Source organism: Psychromonas sp. KJ10-5 (assembly GCF_055808325.1).
The window spans coordinates 2,753,298-2,773,455 of sequence record NZ_CM147864.1 but is presented as its reverse complement, the minus strand read 5'-3'; the positions used below and the strand labels follow the sequence as shown (position 1 = coordinate 2,773,455).

Here is a 20,158-nt window from a genome sequence, read left to right as displayed (position 1 = left end):
AATGCACATGTATATAATATCAACTACTTTTCAATAATACTAAGTTCTAACAAATAGCTAAGTCATTCTCCAAATAAAAAATATAAGAGACCATAACAGTTTGTGACGCGGTCACGAAGGGAATTTATACTGATATAGATCCAAGTTTTTCTAAGCACATAAACTTGTGTTTTTCGTGGTGCTATTTTACATTGATCATAATATGCTATGTGCTAAGTTAAAAATGCACATAGCAATTTTTTTGCTTTCACTCACTCACTTAGGCGTAATATGCATTTTTTAGGGGGTTTAAAGCTAATTGGTCTAAATTTTAACCAAGTACAAGTCTTTGCGTTTCTAGCATTGATGGCACAAATAACCGGTAAGAAAGCAGGTAAGGCGTACCATAAAATTGTTAATGCACACATTTATGAAGATCAGTTAGCGTTGATGCAAGATGTACAATTAAAAAGAGAGCCTTTTCCATCACCACAACTGAAAATTAATCCTAAAATTACTTCATTAGAAGACTTAGAAACTTGGGTAACCATGGATGATTTTGAAGTGGTTGGGTATCAGTGTCACGAAGCGATTAAATACCCTTTCTCTGTTTAATGAGAGTGATTGATGTAAAAAAGCCTAATAATAAGCAATGTTCATTTAATATTATTTATTAGGCTTCTCTTTTTAGTATTTAGATTGAATGTTAATCTTCTGGTAACTCATCAAATAGTTTTTGTTTATTTGCATACCAAACTTTACTCGCTTCCACATCCTGGGTTAATACTTTGACCTTACGACTGGCTTCAATATGTAGCTCATCTTGTTGCATCATCATTTCTACCATATGAAGCTTATTTTGCTCTAATAGGTCTTGTAATGTATCTCCTTGAAAGGATTGCTCACAAGCGCCTCCAAGTTGTCTACAGGTCATTGTTTTCATCGTTGTCCCTTACTTTTACATTATCTTCATGATAATAAACTAATCCTAATAGGTTATACCATAGATGGTTATTTTGTGAACAAAAACACCTGTATTTTATTTATTAGAAAATAATTTTAACTAAGTTAACCTTTTAAAAACTAAAAGTATTAGTTCACATATAATACAAAATAAGCAATTTTTTACCCTATATAAATCACAGAAGACAAATAGGATAGATGACACTGATACCAAACAGTGTTTATTTGTATTACTATTAAGTGACTTTATTATAGGAAGGAATCTTATGCAGAATGCATTTGTCGAAATAGCAGGAGTAAAACGCAGCTTACATGTGCAAGTAGCGCGCGAAATTGCTCGCAAAATATTGTCTGGGGAAGTTGCTCAGAATGAGATTATTCCCGGTGAAATGGCTTTATGTGAACAATTTAGAGTAAGTCGAACCTCCTTAAGGGAAGCGATTAAATTGTTAACATCCAAGGGCTTGCTAGAATCCAAGCCAAAAGTCGGCACCCGAGTAACTAGCCGTGAAAATTGGAACTTCTTAGACTCACAATTATTAGATTGGTTGACTGGTTTGGGTGATAACGATGCAGTTTATCGTGATTTCTTATCATTACGTAACGCTCTAGAGCCTGAAGCTGCTGCACTCGCAGCTGAAAATGCGACTGCACAACAACGTATTTTATTGTCTGCCACTTTTCAACAGATGGATGATATCTCCAAAGACTTTGAATTAGAGAGCTGGACAGATGCAGATATGGAGTTCCATCGTCTGATTTTTCTCTCAACAGGTAACAGCTTTTATCTGCCTTTTGCGAATGTACTTTGCACTATGTTTAAGAGTTTCATTACACATTCATCTATCAGAGGCAGCACTTGTATTAATGAACATCGCGCTATTTATTCGGCGATCATGGCAGGTGATGCAGACAAAGCTAGACAAGCTAATATTGAACTATTAAGTAAAAGTAAACGCCGTTTACCAAGTAATGATTAAGATCTCTTCATGAGAGCTTTGTTATTTATTCCAACTATATTTAATTAATAGGTGTAAATTACTTTGATGCTTAGTGTTCGAGTATTTAGCAAAACTAATATGATTTTATAGCCATTCTCCGTTATTAGGAGGGTGGCTTTTTGCCTTAAAATGACAGTGTTTTTTAAAGGATAACTTATGCCTCAAACATTAATACCGAACATTCATGACTTCCTAGCAACGATTGATCCCTTCGATAAATTACCTAAAGAATTACAACGTAAAATTGCTTGTTGTATAAAAATAACTTACCTCGCGAAGGGGGAGCAGATTCAGTTTGGTGGAGAGCATGAGCTACGCTATTTATATGTCGTCAGAACCGGATCTATGGAGCAACGCAAGCATAATGGTATGTTACGGGCAAAATTAGGTTCGGAAGATCTATTTGGCTTTACCTTTCTTTCAGAACAAAAAGAGTCACAGGAAGATTACACTGCAGTCGCATTAGAAAATACGCTTTTATACTTGGTTCCTCATTCTGACCTATTAAATCTTTTAGAAGAGTACCCTGATTTTGCCGAGCATTTTGCCAGTAATGTACAGGTACGTTTACACTCTGCGTTAGACGTGGTGTGGTCAGATAGTGAAAAAGGTATCTTTGTTAAAAAAGTATCCGAAGTGGCTAGTGATAAAATTGTGGTTGCTGACTCTAGTACGCCGATTAGGCAAGTCGCGGAGCAAATTATGGCGGTTTGTTCACCAACAGCGGTAATTACTGAAAACGGCCAAATAGTTGGCCTAGTTACCGACCGCGATATGACAAAACGCGTTATTGTGGCTGGATTAGATTACTGTCGACCAGTTAAAGAGATCATGACGCCTAACCCATTAACTGTAGCCCCTAACGACCTGGTGTTAAAAGCCTCATCAATTATGATGCAAAACAACGTGCGAAGCTTACCAGTGGTCGAGGGTAATAATGTACTAGGGGTATTAACGACAACACATTTGGTCCGAAATAATAGGATTCAAGCAGTTTTTCTGATTGAAAAAATAAAATATGCTAAGACGGTTGCTGACTTATCTAAATTAACTCCTGAACGCCAAGCGATCTTTGAGGCGTTAGTAGAAGGTAAAGTGAGTGGCGATATTATTGGCCATGTAATGACCTTGATTATGGATGCCTATAATCGTCGTCTATTACAAATCGCAGAAGAACATTTTGGTAAGCCGCCCTGTGAATTTGCTTGGATCGTTGCGGGTTCGCATGCGCGTAATGAAGTACATATGCTCTCAGACCAAGATAATGCGATTATTTTAGCGGATAACGCAACGGCTGCAGATCGCATCTATTTCCAGGGATTAGCAATGTGGGTATGTAATGCCCTTGACGCCTGTGCATACCCTTTGTGTAGCGGTAAATTTATGGCGGTTAATCCTAAGTGGTGTATGCCACTGAAAGTGTGGAAAGCCTCGTACAGTAAATGGGTTGCTAATCCAGAATATGATAGCTTGTTAAATGCCACGGTATTTTTAGAAACTCGCTGGTTATATGGTAATGAGAGCTTTAATAAAGAGTTACAAGACCACCTTTTCAGCAGTATTAAATCTTCACATGTATTTTTATCTTCCATGGTGCGAGATTCCGTCTCAGTAAGTCCGCCACTAGGTATTTTTAATTCATTAGTATTAGAAAAAAGTGGTGAAAACTCTAAGACCTTAAATATTAAAAAGTTTGCTTTAAGTTTGTTGGTCGATCTTGCTCGAATTTATGGGTTGTCGTCAGGTTCTGAAAAAGCCGAAACCATGGCGCGTTTTGAACATGCACATGAAAATAATTTATTAAGCGAAGATATGCTGAAAAATGTACAAGGGGCATTCCAATTTATTACCCAAGTACGTTTATCACATCAATTTACAGCGTTAAAAGAAGGACGAGTAGCAGATAATCACATCGATCCTAATGCTTTTGGTAGCTTCGAAAGAAAGCATTTAAAAGATGCCTTTAGGATCATTGCAGATCTGCAAGAATATACGAAATTGAAGTTTAATCGTCAGTGATATTTAGGTCAGAGAGAAAAACTATGCGTCGTATTTTTAATCATTTTCATCCACTTAATAAGTTACAACGTGAACGAGAGCGATATTTGTCAACACACCAAGTCCCTGACAACATACGTGTCTTATTAGAAGCGCCATTACCAGACCTAGATGATGATATTTATTCATTGGATTACTTGTCACTAGATTTTGAAACATCAGGATTTAACCCTAAAACGGATTCATTATTAAGTGTGGGATACTTGCCTTTAATTAATCAGCAGTTGTTGTTATCTGAAGCAGTAGAGACATTGATTCATACGGCTAAAAATGTCAAAGCTGAAACTGCAGTGATCAATCATATTGTTCCTGAAATGCTAGAAAAAGGCGAAGCATGGAATGTGGTGCTGGATGCAATGTTAACCGAAGCTGTTGGCAAAGTATTAATCGTTCATGGCAGCATAGTAGAAAAGCGTTTTTTAAATCATTATATGGCGAAGCGTTATAAATTACCGCCTTTACCGTTATTGTGGGTAGATACCTTACAGATGGAAAAGTCTCTACATATTTACAAAGATAATAATGGCACTGATGATTTTCGTCTTGGTAGTGTACGTGAACGCCATCATTTACCTGAGTATTCTGCACATGGTGCGCTAGTTGATTCATTAGCTACTGGTGAGTTGTACTTAGCACTACTTAAGCAACACTTCGAGGGAGCTGATTCTTCGGTTCGACATATGAAATTTGATTACACGCGTCCATTATAATCTTTAATGGAAAGTAAAACGGTAAAAATTAAATCAGTGATGGCTATTTTATAGTGGATAATAGAGTGTTTTGTACTTGATCGTTTTCTAATTAGTCTTTTATTTTAAAAATGAAAAAGCCACTTAACAAGTAAGTGGCTCTAAATGATCAGACTCAATTAATCATTTTAAACTTAGTATCAATGGACTATTGCTACTAGAAGCTGTATTTAATACCCGCACGGTAACGAGCTTGGCGTTTACTAGAGCTAGATCCTTCATCTACAGTCCAGATTTCAGCAAACGGGCGCCAATCACCAAATTGGTAACCAACAATTATACCTGCATCATATTCCCAATCTTTATTATCAAATTGTTTTACTTTATCCCATGATTTCACGTAGTTTGCTTCATAACTAAGCTTAAGATCTGGCATTGATTCCACTTTGTATGAACCGGTAAGTGTTACTTTAGATTTAGTAGGGCGGTTAACTTTATTACCTGTTTCTACGTTAGTATCACCATCAGTTGGATCTGAGTAGTTAGCGAATTCATGACGGTAACGTAGTGCAGTCTGCAGACCAAAGTCTGACTTATAAACAACACGTATTTGTGGTTTAAGGGTTCTTTTACGATCCGTTAGTGATATTGGCATGCCAGGTTTGATTTGCCATTTACCCATACGGTAAGTTAAGCCCATATCTAATTCTGTTTCAGTTAGGTAAGTATCATCAAATGTGTCTGTTTTATCGAAACTAGCAAACTTCATTTCTATACTGAGGTTCATTTTTAGGTCTTTCATATCCTCTACAGGTCTGAAGTTGTTACCTAATTTAACTCGGCTCGCTTGTTCTTCGTTATCTGCTTTGTATTCTGTGCGGAAATCGATAGTCGCAGCAGATGCTGCGCCAGAGAGCATTGTAGTTGCAACAGCAAAAATTAATTTATTTTGTAGTTTCATGATTATCTTCCAGTTTGATGAATATAAAAATTTTTATATTTTTAGTTTTATTGTTGCAGGTATTAACAGTGCAAAATGTATTTTACGAACAACAAAAAACATGTGATTCCGTAAATATTAAAACTTAAAATATTTATTAAATACCGTCTTTTAATTGGCATTTCATAATACAAATAGAATACATAATTTTTGACTAATTGTTCTGTGAGTTCGCTCTAACTTTTTTTGTACTAAAATTCTTTACTTTAGTGATTTAAAATAAATGTGATATTTATCAGTGGTTTAATGTTATTTTTGTTTTTTTTACAAGTATGGGTTTTAGTTAGGATAGAGAGCTGTGTAACACTTTTGTGACCAATTAATATGATGAATTAAGGTTAAGATCTGTTTTTTGTTGCGCTGGATCACAGCAACAATTGAAATTATTTTTGATTTTTTAACGTTAAGGCATTTTGGCTCTGTTATTTTGGCGTTATTGAGTAAGGCTAGTAATAGTAAGGTTTTGATTGGCCCCATTGGTGTCAGTTTTGAATAGTTAACTTATTATAAGGGTTATTGGCGTGACTAAATATTCAGGTTAGTAAGTAAACTAATTTAGCCATTATATGACGGCATTTTCTTAACTGAAACCTGATCTAGATTATATTCTTTGCGATACCTACCTATTTAATATGATTTTAATCACATACTTTTATTATTGTAATACAATTAATCTTCTCTCTGGGATATGGTTTTGCTAATTATAAATAACTAAAGGGTCTCGATATGGATTTTAATATATTAGTAGTAGGGGTTTATTTCTTATTCCTTATTGCAATTGGGTGGATGTTTAGAACATTCACTACCAATACAAGTGATTACTTTCGTGGGGGCGGTAACATGCTCTGGTGGATGGTAGGTTCAACTGCCTTCATGACCCAATTTAGTGCTTGGACATTTACTGGTGCCGCAGGTAAAGCTTATAACGATGGTTTTACTGTTGCGATTATCTTCATGGCCAATGCATTTGGTTACTTCATGAACTTCGCTTACTTCGCTCCTAAGTTCCGCCAATTACGTGTAGTAACAGTTATTCAAGCTGTTCGCCAACGTTTTGGTAGCAAAAATGAACAAGTATTTACTTGGACTGGTATGCCAAACAGCGTTATTAACGCAGGTATCTGGCTAAACGGTCTTGCTATTATCGCTTCTGGTATTTTCGGTGTCGATATTGAAACAACTATCTGGGCAACTGGTATAGTTGTGTTAGTAATGTCTGTAACGGGTGGTTCATGGGCGGTAATCGCATCTGACTTTATGCAGATGGTTATCATCATGGCGGTAACGATTACTTGTGCGATTGTAGCGCTTAATCAAGGTGGTGGTATTTCTAATATCATTGAAGGTTTTGAGCAAACTCGTGAAGTAACTTTCCTAGTTGGTACTGAAATTAACTACTTTAGTATTTTTGCATTATGGTCATTCTTTATCTTTGTTAAGCAGTTCAGTATTACCAATAACATGCTTAACTCTTACCGTTACCTGGCGGCAAAAGATTCTAAAAATGCACGTAAAGCTGCGCTATTAGCTTGTGTTCTTATGACAATGGGCCCATTAATCTGGTTCCTACCAAGTTGGTTCTTAGCGTCTACAGGTGTTGATTTAACAGCTATGTATCCAGATGCAGGTAAAAAAGCAGCAGATTATGCTTACCTTTACTTTGTTGATGAATATATGCCTGTTGGTATGGTTGGTTTACTTATCTCTGCGATGTTTGCGGCTACCATGTCTTCAATGGATTCAGGTCTAAACCGTAACTCTGGTATTTTTGTTAAAAACTTCTACCAAGTCGTTTTACGTCCAAAAGCAACAGAGAAAGAGTTAGTAACTTGTTCTAAAATCACATCAACAGTGTTTGGTTTAATCATTATCCTAGTAGCGTTATTCATTAACTCACTAAAAGGGTTGAGCTTATTTGATACTATGATGTATGTAGGTGCGTTAATCAGCTTCCCTATGACAGTACCAGCATTCTGTGGATTCTTTATCCGTAGAACACCAGACTGGGCAGCATGGGCAACATTAATTGTTGGTGCATGTGTGTCTTATTATGTAGGTCTTGTTATCTCAGCAACTGATATCCAAAACTGGTTTAACTTAGATACTGCGTTAACTGGTCGTGAATGGAAAGACTTGAAAGTAGGTCTAGGTTTATTAGGTCACATTGTTATTACAGGTGGTTTCTTCTGTGCAACTATGTTCTTCTACAAACCATTATCGGCAGAGCGTGAGAAAGACGTTGATACATTCTTCACGAATTTAGCTACGCCTCTTCATAATAAGTCTGCTGCTCAAGCACACCTTGATAACAAGCAACGTCGCATGTTAGGTATGTTAATTGGTACAGCGGGTGTTGGTATTATGGCAATGTTCTTCTTACCAAACCCATTTATGCAAAGTTTAATCTTCGTATTATGTGGTGGTATCGTATTCGCTGTTGGTTTACTACTTGTTAAAGCAGTTAGCCAAGTAAATGAAGATGATGATGATTCAGATAAAGACCGATTACCAGAAATGGATTAATCAGGTTAGCGTTTATTAAATGCAAATAGTAAAAGCGGTTAGATTATCTAACCGTTTTTTTTGCGTAAAATTTATGTTCTGTTATGACTTTGGCGAATTATTTTAACTATTTTGTTTTTGATATCGACTGAGCATGAGGTGAATAAAGCCGCGTGCAGTGGTCACTCTTTTATGTAGTAGAGAGGGCGTATGGTATAGCTGTATCATTTTATGATCGGGTTGAGCTCTGCGTGTCTGGTGGTCGTACGACAGCGATCGAGTGCTGCCCTTGCTTCAGCCTACTTGTTTTGGTTTGTTCGTTTATTCATATACGCTAGTTTTGCTTAGTACTGATCAACTAAGTGGATGCTCGTGTGCGATAACTGGCATACTGAAAGGCTCTTAAAAAGGGGGAGGCATAGTTCAGCCTATTATGTGATTAAGGGGCGCTTAATTCATCCTTCGTCCCTTAGGTCAGGCCGCGCCTAAACATCGTCGCTTTGCTCACTTCTGTTGGCTACTTTTTATGAAGAGCGATATCCGTTAATCTATTTATTCCTGATTTTTCGAGATGTAAATCGCTTATATTTATCCTTGTTAGTAATGCTTTTAGCTGTGCATGCTTTTTGAGTGGTGCTCAATATTCAAAGCATTAAACAGACCAGTTAGGTTTTGTTGTTTAAAGTTAATTGATCAGTTGTCATACAATAAAGTAGAAATTGTAATGCGGTAGGGGAGTTATAGAGGAGATGCTTAGTACTCAGGAAAAAATAACCCCTGACAAATAACACTATAGCTTGTTAATCAGGGGATATTATTAATTAATGACGGTTATTTAGGTAGTAAAAGGTAGCTTGTGCAGCTTCGTCATCTTCTCCTGAATTATTTTGGTTATAGGCACCCGCTTTGAAATACATGTATTGGCCTGTTTCGTCGTAGCCGCTATCAGTCATATCCCAAGTTTCAATCACATCATCTTTGCCATCGCGCATGATGGTAACTGTTAATGTGTTACCGACCACTTTTATTTGATAGAAAAAAGGCTCATCTAAGGCAATGCCATCATTTGGATTACTGGCGTTATTATCACGACTACCAATCATATCAACCCATACTTCATCACCAGTACGTGGCTCGTGAGCAAAGTAAATAGACCCTTTGTCGTTGTCCGGTAACTTACGGTAATAAAGGCGAACCGGTTCATCATCATTAGCATGTATTTGACCAATAATAACGCGACCTATTTGATAGCTTTCACCGGTAGTCGATACCTGGTTAACCGCAACCGTCGCATCCAAAATACCATCTACGCCACCTGCTTTTTCTTGTTCGCTGGTGGGCGCTGATGAGAATACCCAGTTATTTTCATTAACCCCTTTTGTTGAAATACTCGTATCACCTTCGCGTAACATTTCGCGTAACTCGGTACGTGTGTAAGAGGTGTTTGTTGACGTTTTATAGCCGTCTACTTCAACATAAAATACCATGCCGCCATCGTCGGTATTAGTATAAAAGTACTCAAAATCTTCATAGCCATCGCTTAAATCATCTTCATCAATGGTATCTGCCGTTCCGCTATTATCATCATCGGTTGGGATACTCAAATTCCAATCATTGAGTTCAAAGTTATCTGAAGGTGCTGAAGAGGAATCTAGATCAGCGCTTGGTAGTGTTGTTCCATTATAAGTTAGGCTTTTAAATTGAACCGTGCTGGTTCCATCTTCATATTGATTATAAACACCGGCTTTAAAGTAACTGTATAGGTCATCCCAGTAGGTAATATCTATATTAACTTTTTCATCACCATCAACATTGATAATTAAAGTGCTGTCACCTGCTTCAATGTCAAATTTTGTTGCATTATCTTGGTCGTAATCAGCTAAATAATAAAAGTCATAAGAATCAGGACAGTTGTCATTATAGTTAGGGTTGCTGTCATCTTTACACTCATAAGCATTCGTTTTAATGATCGCCCAATAAGCATTGCTGTAGGAGTCACCAGTATCATCATCTGTACGGCTTTCTCCATCCCAAACAATACGTAGTAGCGGGTGAGATAATACGGTGTCATCGGTTTCACCATTTTCACCTTTATTATGCACCTGCATTAATGTCATCTCTTGCCCATCACCACTAGATGCAACAGATTCTTCAGGTGAAATAGGCAATATTTCTGCACTTAATGTGGATATTTCAGAAGTATTGGTTCTAAAATTTTCAACAAAGCGCAATTCAGAACGTTTGCTATCTCCTGTCATTTCAAAGGTTAACCAGCCAGTGGTTGAGTCTAAATAAAAGTAATCATTATCAAAACCATTATATTCACCTGCATCAACCACTTCAGAGGTTGAACTGCTTGTTGGTGGGTTGTTTTGCTGCAATTTCGCATTATTAAGTGCATGGATATATTGTACATAATCGTAAGGTACGCCAGAGTATGATCCTGTTGAGCTTGAATTATCTGAGCTAGATGAATCTGTATCCGTACCTTCACTGCTACTAGAACTACTGCCGCTACCACCACATGCACTAAGGAATACTGATAATATGGCACTACTTATTAATTTATATTTCACTGTATGATGTCCATTTTCATAAGAGTTAATAGAGATTTTCTGTTATTAATTCGCTTTGTATTGACTCGGTTTAACAATAAAATCTAATTATAATACAAATGAAATTTCTTCCTAAAGGCAGCTTCCAAAACTGATAACTAGACACTGAAACTTGATGTAATAATGATTGTTATCGGAGGTAAGTTTGAGGAGGTATTTTTGATGGGGAAGTTGTTTTATAAAAAAAGCCGAACAATTAAATGTTCGGCCTAATAACAGAAGTGAAATGTTGTTATTGATTACTCTGGTTGTGCAGCTACAGTAGCTTCAGAACTGTTGTTGTTGTAATCATCATCAGTACCATCAAGTACTTCGTCTATATCAAAGCCTTCGAAATCATCAGAAAATACTTCACTTGTTCCATCTGTAATAGATAGGTCATCTGCATATAGTGTATACACAGTCGTTCCACTATTATCTACATATCTTACTGAGACAACTTCTGCACCTGTACCAACAAAAGTCGCTTCTTCATCAGTATCATAAGTGATTGAATATGTGTCGCCTATTTGAGTGTCGTCAATAGAAAAAGTAACATCAGCTTCTCCAGTTCCATCCGTTACCCAATTGATTTGAACATCTACCCATTCACCTGGCGTGAATGTTGTTAATGTTCCTTCAATATTTCTTAATGAAATATTTCCATCATCTAATTTTAGGTCGGCAATTTGATTTGAAGTTGAAGTACCACCATCAGAGAATACTGTTACGTACGCAGATAAATCTTCTTCTGCATCATATAAGATTGATACATTTACTTGTCCTGTTGCAAGTGTATCACTGAGTTTATATCTTAGTTCCCCAGTATCACTTGTATCAGTATCTGCAATAGCTGCAACTTGAGTTGAGTCAGTTTCTGTAGAATCGCTATCATCCGTATCATCTGACGCTTCTCCACCAACAATGGCTGGTTGCGTTTCATCGTTGTATGGGTCACCTGCGCCATCTAATAATTCATCAACAACATAATCTTCATAATCATCAAAGAAGACTTCTGTTGTACCGGCTTCGTCTGAGTAAATAGTGAAGTCATCGACCAAGAACTCTTCAGAATCAGTTAATGCATTATTACCTATTTTAAAGCCAACAGTATCAACACCCGTTGCTGTTGAATTATGGAAGTCATAAGTACCAATTTCTGTACCATCAACAGTAACTGTATAGGTACCCGCTGTTACACTCCAAGTGACGTTAACGTTAACCCATGTACCTGTAGTGAAAGTTCCTACAGTAGTAGAGTCTCCAGATCTAATCTTAATGTTGCCATCATCTAGTTGTACTTCACCTACTAGGCCGGCTGTATTTGTATCTGCATTGAATAATGATATATAAGCAGTTTCTGTTTCAGATGACGAATAGAACACGTTGACGTCAACTTGCCCTTCAGTTAGTTCAGCGCCTTCAACGGCAGCAACGTCGTAGCGCATTTGACCACTTGAGCCAGCTTCAACATTCGTTAATATTGAATATTGTCCTGCATCAGTTGTTTCTGAACCTGTATCTGTTTCACTACCAGAATCAGTATCACCTGTAGAGCTAGTGCTTTCTTTGAATTCAAGATCATCACAACCAAAAATTAATGCTGCGCTTAAAGTGACGGCTGCAATTTTAGTGAGTTTCATTTTTTGTCCGTTTTTCATTTTCTTTTCCCTTTAAAGCTAAAAATAATTGGAGTTGATTTTGTTTACCTTTTTATTGTTCTGGAATCTGCTAAAAGGGGCAATTTTTCCATGCAAATAAAATGATCTTGCTCTCATTAGAGGGGTATTTAGGTTCATAAAGTAGATCTGTACATCATTTTAAATAGTAGATTTTGTGTTTATTTGTATGTTTAATGGTGTGTTTTTTTAACTTTTAGTACGATTTAAAAGCAAAATAAATAGCGGTAATTTTCTTTTGACAAAAAATATAGATATCATATAAATCACTTAGTTTAATTTAAATGTGTTTAAATTCATGTGTTTACTTAGCTTTTTTCTGCTTGCTCACTTAATTTTAATCGTTTTATTAAAATTAAGGTTTAATATCGATATATTTATAGTTTTGTATGAGTAATTGTGAGGTGGATAAAGTTTTTAAGGATATAAACGACTAGTAGATAAGGGCTTATTTAAAATGATAGAAAGATTGCTTTGATTAGCTTCAATTTTGAATAAACGACGTGAATTAGCTTATTATTTTTATAAAGTTAAATAGATTAAAAGTAACAACTTTGACAGCTAGTGCATAAATTAAATATTTGAAATATTGTTTTCTGTACAGAACTTGTAATGAAGAAATAAATTATTAACTATAAAAATAGATGAATTAAGTTAGTGTGATTGGCCTTACCTAGAGAGGAATAACTTGGAAAAAAGGTGAAATAAATAGAAATGAAAAGAGCGTATATCAAATGTATGATGACTACGCTCATAATGACTGAAATAGCGCCTAACGCCTAGCGCATAGTAACAAACTCTTCAGAGCCCGTTGGGTGAATTGCTACCACATTATCAAAGTCAGCTTTAGTTGCGCCCATTTTCATTGCAACACTAAAGCCTTGAATCATTTCATCAACAGCAAAGCCGATGCCGTGTAGACCTACAACAACTTCATTATCACCTGCGCAAATTAACTTCATTTTACATGGTTGGCGATGCTGAGTAATCGCGGTATACATAGCTGTAAAACCTGATTGATAAACCTTAACGTTTTTCTCACCATATTGTGCAATCGCTTCTGGCTCAGTTAAACCAATCGTGCCAATCGGTGGGTGGCTGAATACCACTGTAGGGATCAAATCGTAATCCATTTTAGCTTCAGGTTTGTTGTTAAATAAGCGTTCTGATAACTGGCGGCCGGCTTTAACGGCTACAGGCGTTAGCTCTACGCCATTTTCCATAATATCGCCAACACAGTATATGCCCGGAATATTGGTTTCTTGGTATTCATCTACCTTGATATAACCTGCGTCGTTAGTTTCTACACCAGTTACTGTTAAGTTGATTTGGTCAGTCGTTGGGTGACGGCCAATTGCCCAAATTAAAGTATCAACATTGTGGCTTTGGCCATTTTCTAGGTGCAAAGTAATACTGCCATCACTTTCTTTGGTCACTTCTTTTGGTGTTGAATGAGTGTGAAGAGTTGGGCCTTCTTCCGCCATCACTTCTACTAATGTTTCAACAATTAATGGATCAAAGCTGCGCAACGGTGATTCTTTACGTACAAATAAGTGTGTTTCTGTGCCCAATGCACTCAAAACACCTGCGATTTCCACGGCGATATAACCAGCACCAACAATAGCGACCCGCTTAGGCTGTTCAACAATATCAAAGAAGCCATTTGAATCGATCCCTAATTCTGCACCTGGTACATTAGGAATAGTAGGGCGGCCACCTGTTGCAATAGTGATATGTTTTGCTGTGTAGTGCTTTCCATCTACTTCAACGGTGTTTTTATCTACAAACGTTGCAAAACCTTTGATCACTTCAACTTTATTGTTACCTAACACACGATCGTAAGACTCATGAATGCGGCCGATATAAGCTTGGCGGTTTTCAACCATTTTTGCCCAATTAAAGCTTTTCACGTCTAAATCAAAGCCGTAATCTTCAGAATAAAGGTTAATCGCCTCCGCAACTTGAGCGCCATGCCACATCACTTTTTTAGGTACACAGCCTACATTGACACAAGTACCGCCTAAATCTTTAGCTTCAATAATCGCCACTTTTGCACCGTACATAGAAGCGCGATTTGCAGAAGCGATACCGCCGCTCCCACCACCGATACAGATGTAATCAAAATCAAATTGTTTGTCGCTCATGGAGACCTCATTTTTATTCTGGAAAATTAAACAGTTATTACATCAATTACACTAATTAGCTGTTCTACTTTGCTTTTAAAATAACTTATTTCTTGATTGTAATTTTCGCAAATAGAGCAACTATTTGAGTCTCATTACGCCTTAAACTAAGCCATTTCTCTGCGCAAAATTTAGATCTGTTATTTAATATAATTGGTATTAATTTGTTTTTCTTAGCCGTTAAGTTACAGCATTGCTTGTACAAACTATAGAGTTTGCATGGAGTTTTTTGATTGTTGTGGGTAAATATAGTTATCACATCAATTCATTTACTATCTTACGCTATCAAGATAAGAATAGGATCGTTCTGCCTCGGAGATGATAAATTTTTAATGTATTGAAACCAGGAGTGTTATCAAAAATATATTCATTATCAATAATGTAGATAATATAAGAGTGAGGGAATAAAGGAAGCAAGTAATAACAGCTACCAACCAGTCAGATTGATAGCTGCTTTTAAATTGTATTTAATTAAAATCTATTGTGTCACTGTTTTATAAGCCCAAGTTAACCATGGCATTAAGGCTTCTAAATCACTTTGCTCTACTGTGCTACCACACCAGATACGTAAGCCACTAGGCGCATCTTTGTACGCACCAATATCCAAGGCTACATTTTCTGACGATAATAGTGTGATAAATTGCTTAAGTTGTTCAGTAGATAAATCAACAGATAAACAAACACTAGTATTTGAACGAATACTCTCTTTTTCTGCTAAAAAATTAATCCATTCATTGTTCCCAACAAATTCAGTTAATACGGCTAAGTTCTGTTGTGACTTATTAATACAAGCTTCAACACCACCAATCAATCGAACCCAATCTAATGCATCTTGATAATCCGCCACACATAACATTGACGGTGTATTAATAGTCGCACCAGAGAAAATACCTTCTATTAACTTACCACCTGCCGTTAAACGGAAGATTTTTGGTAAAGGCCATGAAGGTGTATAACTTTCTAAACGCGCTACTGCGCGAGGGCTTAAGATAATCACACCATGGCCACCTTCACCACCTAACACTTTCTGCCAACTAAAAGTAGTAACATCTAACTTTTCCCAAGGCATAGGCATCGCAAAAACAGCTGATGTTGCATCACAAATAGTTAAACCTTCACGGTTATCGCTAATAAAGTCTGCATTTTCTACCTTTACACCAGAGGTTGTGCCGTTCCAGGTAAAGATACAGTCATTTTCTGGTTTAACTAAGCTCATGTCAGGTAGTTGACCGTAGCCCGCTTTAATTTCATTTACATTTTCTAGTTTTAACTGCTTGGTGATATCAGCAAACCAACCTTGACCGAATGACTCCCAATAACAAATATCTACAGCACGAGGGCCTAGCATTGACCACATGATCATTTCCATCGCACCCGTATCTGAAGCCGGCACAATACCCACCCGATAACCTTCAGGTAATTGCAAGATATCTGCAGTGTCATTAATCACTTTTTGTAAGGCATTCTTCCCTACTTCAGAACGATGAGATCGGCCTAACGTTGTTTGGTTTAAGCTTGCTAAATCATAGCCTGGGCGTTTTGCACACGGCCCTGAAGAGAAGTTTGGGATAGTTGGTTTAACTGCAGGTATGGCGGGCGTCATTGTTCGATCCTTTTATAAACAAATGAAGAGATATAATGGTATCGAAAATACACCAGAGGCGATTGGTTATCAAACAAATCCGTCTCTTATTCATTACAATATTCTGATCAGCATAAAAGTAAGATCTTTCGCTTTGAATATTAAAATTGAGTCTGATAACGGCCTATTTTATTAAAATCATTTATTTTTGTCTGTTTTGTAAACAATCAATCACTTTTTAGCAAAAGTTACTTTACATTAACGCTAGCTTCGGTATTATCCGCAACGTCTGCAGGGGTGTAGTTCCAACGGCAGAACGACGGATTCCAAATCCGTATGTTGGGAGTTCGAATCTCTCCACCCCTGCCACATTTAGATAAAGCCTCGACAATTGTCGGGGCTTTGTTGTTTCTAGGGTTATCAAAAGCTTAGCGACGCTTATCTTTAAGTAAACTCCTCGTTTTTGACTTTAGTCCAATAAATATTCCTGTTTATATCCGGTTCTTCGTGTGTAAATTATGTGGTGTCATTAACCCTTCTAGATCCTGGCTTGTCCTAGCCGACACTATTTTTTATCCAACATAACCAATTACTTAGAAACTCTTTTTCTTGTCCTCCTCTGGTCTTTTGTAGCGCAACGGGCCGTTTTATAAGCGATATTTTTTAGCCTCATTAGAAAAAAAAAGATAACTGAATACGATAAACCAGAATAAGGGGCGGAAAGTAATATTAAGTGCAGTGCCTAGGAGACCGAGTAGTCTTGCTTGTTTTGAATGGTTGTCAGAGATTACAAAGTCGGTCTTTAGACCATGGTCAGTCATAGGCATGAAAACATCCCATCCATCATTAAGTAGCCAACTAGCTGCTAATGTTTCATAGGAAATACTTTTGTAGTGTTTTAGGGATTCATTTTGAGGTGTTGAGTTTCTTACGGGCGTAATAGTATCCAATATAAAATTGATGCTGCACGCCAGATATGGCTTTCTGTATGCGAACCCGGGGATCATTTTGATCTTCCGCCAATTTAATATCACCATACAACCTTGAGGTTTGTATCTAATAGAAAGGCTGCCAGCCTTGCACTTTCCCGTATGGGACTTATGCATAAATACTATTATCAGACTTGAGTGCCTGTGATAAAGCTAGATTCAAAATTACCAAACTCAGTATTAAAGTTCAATATATATATTTACCTCGTTTATTTAAAAAAAAGTGAGTGATATCGTAATTACTTAATGCCATTATGTGGGATTTTATAAGGAATAAAGCTAAATATGACAGTTCCCAATAGGGGATAAGAGATGCTGCCATACTTATATTCGTTCGCAGGTCTGCGTATAATGTTATTTATGTTATTGGGTAGACCCTGTGACCACAAAATTAGAGGTTATAAATGTCTCATCGGATTGTTAACAATGTTGGTTACTATAAAATTTATCCAATGTCTTTTGGTGAAGATTTTACATTTTGTCATTATTGCGGAAGAAAAGCAGGGATTGACATGCAGTTGGAATGGGATCATGTGCCAGCTTTAAATGTTAAGTTACCGGCAGATGTAGACCATTTGAGAAAAACACTTGTTAGATCTTGTTCTGAGTGTAATGGGTTAGCTTCTGATGTCCCCCATATTGATTACCTTGAACGACATTTTTGGTTGAAGGCTGCTTATTTACGACGATATAAAAATATATTACTTAATGACAATATTTTCCGTGAAAGTACAGAGGCTGAAGGATTTTTAAAGGCCTATATCGATAATGCTAAAGTGAAATATCACGAATTATTAAGAGGATTAGGGTTTGGTATCAAATCTATCGATGAAATAGATTCTCCAATATTGAGCTTAAAAACGAAATCTAACCGTGTATTGTCTGATGTTATTCATTGTTATTTATATTTTCCATTGGTAGATGATGAGGAAGATACGCCTATAGATACAATGGATGAAACTGAAGAGAATACAGAAGTGGAGGTGTGTTGCTCAATAAATGAGTTCATCGAGTTTTTATATTTAGAGTGTCCAACGAATACGGAGTTGCTTACATTGGAGGGGTATTATGAATGGGGGAGAAAGAATGATTCTAGGTGTGCTTTACTCGATTTACCGATAGACCCTGAAGAAGCATTAAATACTAAATGGGAGTTGATAATTAATCAATTATATCGACTTTATATCGATACTGGTGTTGACGACCAATATTGTGCTTTTGGAAAATTCGTTACTTGTTTAAAGGAATATGCATATCGACATATTTATAGTTTAGATGAATATCAGGAGTGGCATAAATCAAATATAGATACTTTATTTCTTTGTTCATTACCAAAAGATCCTTGTTCTTTTTATGGTAAAACACTAGAAGAAATAAATAAAGTTCTCGGTGTCGGTGTTGATAACAGATTTTGCTCATTCAGCGAATTTATCTCTTACTTGAAAGATGATTATTATCAAAGGATTGATAGCTTGGTAGAGTATCAGGATTGGCATACATCAAATAAAGAGTCTTTTCATTTGTATTCGTTACCTATAAACCCTTGTTCTTTTTATGGTAAATCGCTGGAAGAAATAAATGAAGTAATTGATCCTTGTGTTGAACAGATATATTGCTCATTTAGTCGGTTTTGCTCTCAGCTAAAGGATAATAGTTATCGTAGAATTGCTAGTTTAGATGAATACCGAAATTGGCATAAATTGAATAAAAATACTTTAATTCGTTGTTCGTTACCCAAAGATCCTTGTGGTTATTATGTTAAAACATTAGATGAAATAAATGAAGCTCTAGGATAGCAGGTTTTTTAATCGAGAATATAGGCCTGTGTGTGCAGAGTGTGGGGTAGTTTTGGACTAAGTTACAATTGTTTTATTACATTAATTAAATAACTAATTGTCATTTATGTGGTTGATTTAAAATAGCTTATTTTTTCTGTATGTGTGTTTCCTATAATTATAGTCATCGTTTTCCAAATCCGTATGTTGGGAGTTCGAATTTCTCCACCCCTGCCACATTTTATATGAAGCCTCGACATTGTCGGGGCTTTGTTGTTTCTAGGGTTATCAAAACGTTAGGTAGCTTTATTACTGCATATTAAATTTTATCCTGCTTGTTTTGACCTTTTTCCTATAGATATTCCTGTATAAATCCGGTTCTTCGGGTGTAAATTGTGTGGTGTCATTAATCTTTTTAGATCCTAGCTTCTCCTAACCGCCACAACTTTTTGTCCATCATAGTCAATTGCTTAGCTTTTCTTTTTCTTATCCTTCTCTTGTCTTATGTACAACAAAAAGCCCGCTTTTGAGAGGTGGTTTTCAGCATGATTAGAAAAAAGATAACTTAGTACGTTATCTTTAAATGGGCTACTGTGGCTTAATCATCAATTAAAAAGCCTATCGTGCCACCAATAGCAGTTCCTACAATTAATCCAACAGGTCCGAAGCGACAACCTATTAATGCGCCCGTAGTAGCTCCTTTAAATGCATTATTTGAGTTGCCATTAACGCCTTTATTAGTTGGATTGTTGCCACGCTCTATAATGACGATTTCTTTATTGGTTGTATTAGGCATACTTTTCCTTATTGTTTTACGTAGTTTTGTTGACGGGTGCAGTATCCTTTGAGTTAGTGGTGTCAAAGGTTAGCTGCGGATTATTGCTTGTTGGTAGGTAAGGAATCCGACAGGAGACTGCTTTTAATGCAGTTAGAGTTAAACTTGCTCCTGTGTTCTTCCTGTTTTTTAGTTTCGTATTAACAAATCTGTGTCACTTCTATTTTGTCAAAGCAACCGGAACTTGCATAATCCATGAAGTTGGACTCCCTCTTCATATAAAGTTATTCATGCATCTTAGCGACTTTCTAAGGTGCTATTTTATTCCTTACCGAAAAAATCTGAAATATCAAACCAATACTTGAGACCATTTTCGCATTCAAATACGT

At 36.6% G+C, this 20,158-nt stretch carries 12 protein-coding genes, 1 tRNA gene and 1 pseudogene; 7 read left to right on the top strand and 7 right to left on the bottom strand.

The window, feature by feature from the left end:
• Positions 1–297: 297 nt before the first annotated feature.
• A pseudogene (locus AC0L3W_RS12195) lies at positions 298–594 on the top strand (thymidylate synthase); the annotation flags it as partial.
• Between the two features lie 91 nt (positions 595–685).
• Here AC0L3W_RS12195 and AC0L3W_RS12190 read toward each other — a convergent pair.
• Positions 686–922: a DUF1059 domain-containing protein gene (locus AC0L3W_RS12190; protein ID WP_290039589.1), complete on the bottom strand. Its 237-nt coding sequence runs from the start codon at positions 920–922 to the stop codon at positions 686–688.
• 286 nt (positions 923–1,208) lie between these two features.
• Between AC0L3W_RS12190 and AC0L3W_RS12185 the strand changes: the two genes are divergently transcribed.
• The 3 genes from AC0L3W_RS12185 (at position 1,209) to AC0L3W_RS12175 (ending at position 4,711) form a co-directional block, all read left to right on the top strand.
• On the top strand, positions 1,209–1,922 hold the full coding sequence (locus AC0L3W_RS12185; RefSeq protein ID WP_290039587.1) for a FadR/GntR family transcriptional regulator: 714 nt from the start codon (positions 1,209–1,211) through the stop codon (positions 1,920–1,922).
• Positions 1,923–2,099: 177 nt separating this feature from the next.
• Positions 2,100–3,962: a putative nucleotidyltransferase substrate binding domain-containing protein gene (locus AC0L3W_RS12180; protein ID WP_290039585.1), complete on the top strand. Its 1,863-nt coding sequence runs from the start codon at positions 2,100–2,102 to the stop codon at positions 3,960–3,962.
• A gap of 23 nt (positions 3,963–3,985) precedes the next feature.
• Positions 3,986–4,711: a 3'-5' exonuclease gene (locus tag AC0L3W_RS12175; protein WP_290039583.1), complete on the top strand. Its 726-nt coding sequence runs from the start codon at positions 3,986–3,988 to the stop codon at positions 4,709–4,711.
• Positions 4,712–4,907: 196 nt separating this feature from the next.
• Here the strand turns inward: AC0L3W_RS12175 and AC0L3W_RS12170 are convergent, their stop codons facing one another.
• Positions 4,908–5,651: an oligogalacturonate-specific porin KdgM family protein gene (locus tag AC0L3W_RS12170; RefSeq protein ID WP_409438768.1), complete on the bottom strand. Its 744-nt coding sequence runs from the start codon at positions 5,649–5,651 to the stop codon at positions 4,908–4,910.
• A 765-nt stretch (positions 5,652–6,416) separates the two neighbouring features.
• On the opposite strand from AC0L3W_RS12170, the gene AC0L3W_RS12165 reads away from it, so the two are divergent.
• Positions 6,417–8,213: a sodium:solute symporter family transporter gene (locus AC0L3W_RS12165; protein WP_409438769.1), complete on the top strand. Its 1,797-nt coding sequence runs from the start codon at positions 6,417–6,419 to the stop codon at positions 8,211–8,213.
• An 800-nt stretch (positions 8,214–9,013) separates the two neighbouring features.
• On the opposite strand, the gene AC0L3W_RS12160 is transcribed toward AC0L3W_RS12165, so the two are convergent.
• The 4 genes from AC0L3W_RS12160 to AC0L3W_RS12145 all read right to left on the bottom strand — a co-directional run bounded on the left by AC0L3W_RS12160 (position 9,014) and on the right by AC0L3W_RS12145 (position 16,251).
• The gene (locus AC0L3W_RS12160; protein WP_409438770.1) at positions 9,014–10,768 is read right to left on the bottom strand and encodes a polysaccharide lyase family 7 protein; all 1,755 of its coding nucleotides are present in this window, start codon (positions 10,766–10,768) and stop codon (positions 9,014–9,016) included.
• A gap of 278 nt (positions 10,769–11,046) precedes the next feature.
• On the bottom strand, positions 11,047–12,447 hold the full coding sequence (locus AC0L3W_RS12155; protein WP_409438771.1) for a hypothetical protein: 1,401 nt from the start codon (positions 12,445–12,447) through the stop codon (positions 11,047–11,049).
• A 797-nt stretch (positions 12,448–13,244) separates the two neighbouring features.
• Positions 13,245–14,609, bottom strand: coding sequence for a glutathione-disulfide reductase (gene gorA / locus AC0L3W_RS12150; protein ID WP_409438772.1), 1,365 nt, complete (start codon positions 14,607–14,609; stop codon positions 13,245–13,247).
• A 517-nt stretch (positions 14,610–15,126) separates the two neighbouring features.
• Positions 15,127–16,251, bottom strand: a complete 1,125-nt coding sequence (locus tag AC0L3W_RS12145) for a phosphoserine transaminase (protein WP_473573278.1) — start codon at positions 16,249–16,251, stop codon at positions 15,127–15,129.
• Between the two features lie 272 nt (positions 16,252–16,523).
• Between AC0L3W_RS12145 and AC0L3W_RS12140 the strand changes: the two genes are divergently transcribed.
• Together AC0L3W_RS12140 and AC0L3W_RS12135 are read left to right on the top strand one after the other, a co-directional pair.
• Positions 16,524–16,599, top strand: a tRNA-Trp gene (locus tag AC0L3W_RS12140).
• Positions 16,600–17,623: 1,024 nt separating this feature from the next.
• Positions 17,624–19,015, top strand: coding sequence for a hypothetical protein (locus tag AC0L3W_RS12135; RefSeq protein ID WP_409438774.1), 1,392 nt, complete (start codon positions 17,624–17,626; stop codon positions 19,013–19,015).
• A gap of 577 nt (positions 19,016–19,592) precedes the next feature.
• On the opposite strand, the gene AC0L3W_RS12130 is transcribed toward AC0L3W_RS12135, so the two are convergent.
• A complete protein-coding gene (locus AC0L3W_RS12130) occupies positions 19,593–19,790 on the bottom strand; it encodes a hypothetical protein (RefSeq protein WP_409438775.1) in 198 nt (65 codons plus the stop codon).
• Between the last annotated feature and the right edge of the window lie 368 nt (positions 19,791–20,158).

What these genes read in the sequence shown, in the direction of transcription:
- AC0L3W_RS12190 (WP_290039589.1), bottom strand. Translation starts at nt 922, where the DNA reads ATGAAAACAATGACCTGTAGACAACTTGGAGGCGCTTGTGAGCAATCC.
- AC0L3W_RS12185 (WP_290039587.1), top strand. Translation starts at nt 1,209, where the DNA reads ATGCAGAATGCATTTGTCGAAATAGCAGGAGTAAAACGCAGCTTACAT.
- AC0L3W_RS12180 (WP_290039585.1), top strand. Translation starts at nt 2,100, where the DNA reads ATGCCTCAAACATTAATACCGAACATTCATGACTTCCTAGCAACGATT.
- AC0L3W_RS12175 (WP_290039583.1), top strand. Translation starts at nt 3,986, where the DNA reads ATGCGTCGTATTTTTAATCATTTTCATCCACTTAATAAGTTACAACGT.
- AC0L3W_RS12170 (WP_409438768.1), bottom strand. Translation starts at nt 5,651, where the DNA reads ATGAAACTACAAAATAAATTAATTTTTGCTGTTGCAACTACAATGCTC.
- AC0L3W_RS12165 (WP_409438769.1), top strand. Translation starts at nt 6,417, where the DNA reads ATGGATTTTAATATATTAGTAGTAGGGGTTTATTTCTTATTCCTTATT.
- AC0L3W_RS12155 (WP_409438771.1), bottom strand. Translation starts at nt 12,447, where the DNA reads ATGAAAAACGGACAAAAAATGAAACTCACTAAAATTGCAGCCGTCACT.
- gorA (WP_409438772.1), bottom strand. Translation starts at nt 14,609, where the DNA reads ATGAGCGACAAACAATTTGATTTTGATTACATCTGTATCGGTGGTGGG.
- AC0L3W_RS12145 (WP_473573278.1), bottom strand. Translation starts at nt 16,251, where the DNA reads ATGACGCCCGCCATACCTGCAGTTAAACCAACTATCCCAAACTTCTCT.
- AC0L3W_RS12135 (WP_409438774.1), top strand. Translation starts at nt 17,624, where the DNA reads ATGTCTCATCGGATTGTTAACAATGTTGGTTACTATAAAATTTATCCA.
- AC0L3W_RS12130 (WP_409438775.1), bottom strand. Translation starts at nt 19,790, where the DNA reads ATGCCTAATACAACCAATAAAGAAATCGTCATTATAGAGCGTGGCAAC.